We start from the raw sequence: 4,700 nt of genomic DNA on the forward strand, positions 1-4,700 counted from the left end.
GCGGCGCTGGCGCAGGGCTTGCCGCCGTCGCCCGCCGATGCGCCGGGACGCTGGCGCGCGTTGCAGCGGCGCGGCAAACGGCTTTCGGTGGTGCGCCTCGCCAAGGCGAGCTTCACCTATGCGGGCGGAATCGATTATCTCGCCTGGAAAATCAATCGCCATGCCGGGACGGCGATCACCATCAAGCCGTGGCAGCGACGCTGGCCGCTGCTGGGCGCGGTCACTCTGCTGCCTGCGCTGTTCCGTTCCGGGGCGATCCGCTGAGCGCTTGGCCCAGCGCTTGGCCCAGCGCCATCAGCGTATAGGGTTTGCGCAGCACGGCATGGCCCGCGAAATCGGCGCTTTCGGTCATGTCGCCGGCATAGCCGGTCACGAACAGCACAGGGATATGGGCATAGGCGGCGGGCAGCGCCTTGACCATTTCCGGCCCGGTCAGGTCGGGCATCAGCACGTCGCTGATGATGAGGCCGATGTCGCTATTATGGGATAGCAGCCGGGCGGCCTTCGACGGATGATCGCAGGCGATCGGCAGATGGCCAAGTTCGCCGAGCGCCGCCATCGTCTGATTGAGGACGCGCGGGTCGTCCTCTACCACCAGAATGCGGGTCGGTGGATGTTCGACGGCGGTTTGGGCGGTTTGTGCCTGTTGGCCGAGCGCATCGGCGGCGTCGCCGGTGCGGCGGGGCATGTAGAGATGGACGCTGGTGCCTTCGCCCGGATGCGAGTCGATGCGGATTTCGCCCTCGCACTGGCGCACGAAACCGAAAATCTGGCTGAGGCCAAGGCCGGTGCCCTTGCCTACCGGCTTGGTGGTGAAGAAGGGTTCGAACACCCGCGTCAGCACGTCGGCGCTCATGCCGCAGCCGTCGTCGGTGACGGTCAGCGTGACATAATCGCCCGCTTGGCACTCGCCAATCTCGTCCGCCGCCAGCGTCGCGCGGCCGGTGGACAGGGTCAGCTGGCCGCGCCCGTCCATCGCGTCGCGCGCATTGACGCACAGGTTGAGGATCGCATTTTCCATCTGATGCTGATCGACGAAGATGCGCCACCCCTGCGCATTTTGCGTGAAGCTGACGCGGATCTGATCGCCGATGGTGCGGTCGATCAGGTCTGCCATCCCCGATAGCAACGCATCGGGGTCGACGGCGCTGGGCAGCAGCGGTTCGGCGCGGGCGAAGGCGAGCAGGCGACGGGTGAGCGCGGAGGCGCGGCTCGCGCCCTCCATCGCATTGTCGAGATGGCGACCGGCTTCCTCCGGCTGTACCCGCATCTTGCGCTTGGCGAGTTCCAGTCCGCCGACGACGACCGCCAGCATATTGTTGAAGTCATGGGCAATGCCGCCGGTCAGCTGGCCCACCGCATCCATTTTCTGCATTTGCCGCAGATGGTCTTCGGCCGCCTCGCGCTCGGTCGATTCCTGCTTCAACCGCTCATAGGCTTCGGTCAGTTCGGCGGTACGCGCGCGGACGGCGGTGTCGAGCCGGTCGGCGCGCTCGCTTTCCGCTTCGGCAAGCCGCCGGGCATTACGCCGGTCGGTCAGCGCATTATTGGCAAACCAGGCGGCAAAGAGGACGCAGACGAGCAGGGCGAGGCCCAGCAGGCCGGACGTGCGGCCCATGGTTTCAGTGCGATCCCCCGCCAGCGTTACCGCCAGGCTGCGTTCGCGCAGGCGCGCATTTTCGGCCTTGATGACGATGTCGAGCAGGGCGGTGATGCGCTTGAGGTCACGCGAACTGCCGGCCTGATGAAAGCGGCCGAGCGCGCCGATCTTCTGACCATAGGTCGTGCGCAGGGCGATTTCGTTCAGCGTCTTGGTGCGGTCGTCAAAGGCCCGTTGCAGCGCCTGCACATTGCCGCGCTGCCAGCCGCTATGGCGCGTGGCATAGTTCAGCGCCTTGAGCTGGCTGGCCGCACCGCGCCACTGGTCCTGAAACAGGCGGCCGGTGTCGGTGTCGAGGCTGATGACATAGCGGGCCAGCGTCACTTCGGCGCGGGCGGTGCGCGCTTCGAACGCGCGGGCGAGGGCGATGATGTCGAAGCTGCGCCTCTGCTCCACCAACGCCTGCTGATGATCGCGGGTGGCGTTGCTGGCGCTATAGATGAGCGCGCCGAGTGAGCCGATCAGCAGCAGGACGAGCAGCAGCGGCAGGGCGCGGCGGGCCATGCCGCGCGCGCCGCTGCGCTCTGTGTCCGTGAAGTCGCCCTGTGCCATCGATTTTCACACTAGCCCAACCGCACCGCCAGCGAAACAACCTAGCGCAATGGTCAGGCGATGGCCCCCGTCGCCTTGCCAGCGGCTTCGAACATTGTGATGATCTGTTCGACCTGTTCGTCGCTATGCTCGGCGCACAGCGAACAGCGCAGCAGGAAGGTGCCGGTCGGGGTCGCCGGAGGGCGCGCCATATTGACGTAGAGGCCGAGTTCCAGCAGCGACTGCCAGATGGCGACGGCCTGCGCCTGATCGGTCAGGATGACCGCGATGATCGCCGATTGCGGGGTCTTGGTACCCAGCGTGAAGCCTAGGTCAGTCAGCCCCTGGTGCAGCCGCTTGCTGTTCTTCCACAGATGCGCGCGCTTGTCGCTCGCATGCATCAGCTTGCGGATGCTGGTGGCGGCGGTGGCGACGACGCTGGGTGGCAGCGAGGCGGTGAAGACATAGGGGCGGCAGACGAGGCGCATGATCTCGAACTTGGGATGGTTGGAGACACAGAAGCCGCCGACCGTGCCGACCGACTTGGAGAAGGTGCCGACAACGAAATCGATATCGTCCTCAACGCCCTGTTCTTCATAGACGCCCCGGCCGTTGGGACCGAAAAAGCCCATGCCATGGGCTTCATCGACCAGGATCATGCAATTGGGGTGCTGGCGGATCGCGGCGACCATCTCAGGCAGCGGGGCGATGTCGCCGAGCATCGAATAGACGCCCTCCAGCACCACGAGCTTCAAGGCGTCGGCGGGCAGGCGGGCGAGGCGCTTGGCCAGATCCTCGACGCTGTTGTGGCGGAAACGGACGATTTCGGCATCGCCCAGGAAGCAGCCGTCATAGATGGAGGCATGGCTGTCGGCATCGAGGATGACATAGTCGCCCTTGCCCGCCAGCGTCGAAATAATGCCGAGATTGGCCTGATAGCCGGTCGAAAACACCATCGCCGACGATGTGCCGTAAAATTCCTTGAGCGCCTTCTCGACTTCCGCATGGCCCTGATAAGTGCCGTTGAGGACGCGGCTGCCGGTCGTGCCAGCGCCAAATTCGTCCAGCGCCTTCTTGCCGGCGGCGACCACATCGGGATCGAACGTCATGCCCATATAATTATAGGTGCCGAGCAGGATGGTTTCCTTGCCCTTGATGATCGCGCGGGTGGGCGAGAGCACCTGGTCCATCACGATCGAGAAGGGATCGCGCACGCCGGTCGCGAGCAGCGCTTCGCGCTCCGCGATCAGGGGATCGAATTTGGAAAACAGGTCGCGCGTGGGGGTGAGCGTTGCGGCGTCGGTCATGATTAAAATCCGTCTTGGTCAAACCTCCGTTCGGTTCGAGCGTGTCGAGAACGAGGTGCCTTGTTCTCGACACGCTCGAACCGAACGGAGGGAGGGGAGGGCGCTTAGCCCTTCAGCTTCGCTACCGCGTCCACCAGCTGGCCGACCGTTTCGATCTCCGCCTGCATGTTCATGGTGATGAGGATGTCGAATTCATCCTCGATGGCGGCGACGAAATCCATCACGGTCAGGCTGTCCCATTCCAGGTCGCCTGCAAAGCTGGTGGTTTCGGTGAGGTCGACCCCCTTTTTGTTGAAGGGAGCGATCTGCGCCGCGACGCTGTCGAAAATTTCGGTGCGATCCGTCATTCTGGTCATTCTTTCCGTGAAAGCACGGCTTTTGCCGCCCGTGACCGCTCTTTGGCAAGGGAATAAGGCGGCAATCGGGCAGCATCGCGCCCGGAAATTGCGCGAGGGGCGCGGCGCTTAGCGGAAATTGTCCGCGTAAGCCTGCAATTTCAGTGTCTTGGGTGGGGTGGGGATGACGGTGTAGGCGATCCCCTGCTTTTGGGCATAGGCAATGGCCGCTTCCTGCGACGGGAAGCTGAGCTTCAATTGCTGCTGCGTGTCGCCTGATCCTGCCCATCCGGTCAGCGGATCGGGCGTCTTGGCTTGCGCGGGCGCATAGTCCAGCACCCATTTATGGGTCAGCGCCTTGCCCGACTGCATGGCATTTTTCTGGATCTGATAGATGCGCGCGTTCATCGCGAAGGACTCCGGTAAATCGTCCTGCTGCGTTGCACCACGGAGCGCGCGCAAGTCAAGACTTGCGGCGGGCATCTGCATTTTTGGTGCGCAATGTGGCGCTGGCGGCGGTGGGATCATCGGGCCAGGGGTGACGCGGGTAGCGGCCGCGCATTTCCTTGGCGACATCGCGCCAGTTGCCCGCCCAGAAGCCCGGCAGGTCGCGGGTGGTCTGGATCGGGCGGCCGGCGGGCGAGGTAAGCGAGAGGACCAAGGGAATGCGTTGATTGCCGACGGTGGGATGATCGGCGAGGCCATAGAGCGCCTGGACCCGCAATTCGACGCGCGGGCCGCCTTCGGCCGCATAGTCGATCGCGTGGGTGCTGCCTGCGGGGGAACGGAAATCGGGTGGGGCGAGGCGGTCGAGCTGTTGCTTGCCATCCCAGCCGATAAGGCCTTCCAGTATGGCGGACAGATGCG

General features: G+C 64.5%; 4 protein-coding genes and 2 pseudogenes (1 of these 6 running past the window's edge). 1 reads left to right on the forward strand and 5 read right to left on the reverse strand.

The genetic code is table 11. From position 1 onward, the window contains the following. Nucleotides 1–264: pseudogene (locus tag IL54_RS19300) on the forward strand (hypothetical protein); the annotation flags it as partial. Here the strand turns inward: IL54_RS19300 and IL54_RS19305 are convergent. The 5 genes and pseudogenes from IL54_RS19305 to IL54_RS19325 all read right to left on the reverse strand — a co-directional run. Then, a complete protein-coding gene (locus IL54_RS19305) occupies nucleotides 221–2,212 on the reverse strand; it encodes an ATP-binding protein (RefSeq protein ID WP_037479667.1) in 1,992 nt (663 codons plus the stop codon). The pseudogene IL54_RS19300 and the gene IL54_RS19305 overlap by 44 nt on opposite strands. A gap of 53 nt (nucleotides 2,213–2,265) precedes the next feature. Continuing rightward, nucleotides 2,266–3,498, reverse strand: a complete 1,233-nt coding sequence (spt, locus tag IL54_RS19310) for a serine palmitoyltransferase (protein ID WP_037479669.1) — start codon at nucleotides 3,496–3,498, stop codon at nucleotides 2,266–2,268. Between the two features lie 104 nt (nucleotides 3,499–3,602). Further along, nucleotides 3,603–3,845 (reverse strand): acyl carrier protein, encoded by a 243-nt coding sequence (locus tag IL54_RS19315; RefSeq protein ID WP_037479671.1) that lies wholly within the window; start codon nucleotides 3,843–3,845, stop codon nucleotides 3,603–3,605. Nucleotides 3,846–3,962: 117 nt separating this feature from the next. Next, nucleotides 3,963–4,241 (reverse strand): ETC complex I subunit, encoded by a 279-nt coding sequence (locus tag IL54_RS19320; RefSeq protein WP_037480484.1) that lies wholly within the window; start codon nucleotides 4,239–4,241, stop codon nucleotides 3,963–3,965. 55 nt (nucleotides 4,242–4,296) lie between these two features. Continuing rightward, nucleotides 4,297–4,700 (reverse strand): annotated as a pseudogene (locus IL54_RS19325) (ATP-dependent helicase C-terminal domain-containing protein) (its annotated part continues 31 nt past the right edge of the window); the annotation flags it as partial.

This window comes from Sphingobium sp. ba1 (genome assembly GCF_000743655.1).
Classification (GTDB): Bacteria; Pseudomonadota; Alphaproteobacteria; order Sphingomonadales; family Sphingomonadaceae; genus Sphingobium.

Bases quoted from the DNA above. Each gene is read 5' to 3' on its own strand.
- IL54_RS19305 (WP_037479667.1), bottom strand. From the start codon at position 2,212: ATGGCACAGGGCGACTTCACGGACACAGAGCGCAGCGGCGCGCGCGGC.
- spt (WP_037479669.1), bottom strand. From the start codon at position 3,498: ATGACCGACGCCGCAACGCTCACCCCCACGCGCGACCTGTTTTCCAAA.
- IL54_RS19315 (WP_037479671.1), bottom strand. From the start codon at position 3,845: ATGACGGATCGCACCGAAATTTTCGACAGCGTCGCGGCGCAGATCGCT.
- IL54_RS19320 (WP_037480484.1), bottom strand. From the start codon at position 4,241: ATGAACGCGCGCATCTATCAGATCCAGAAAAATGCCATGCAGTCGGGC.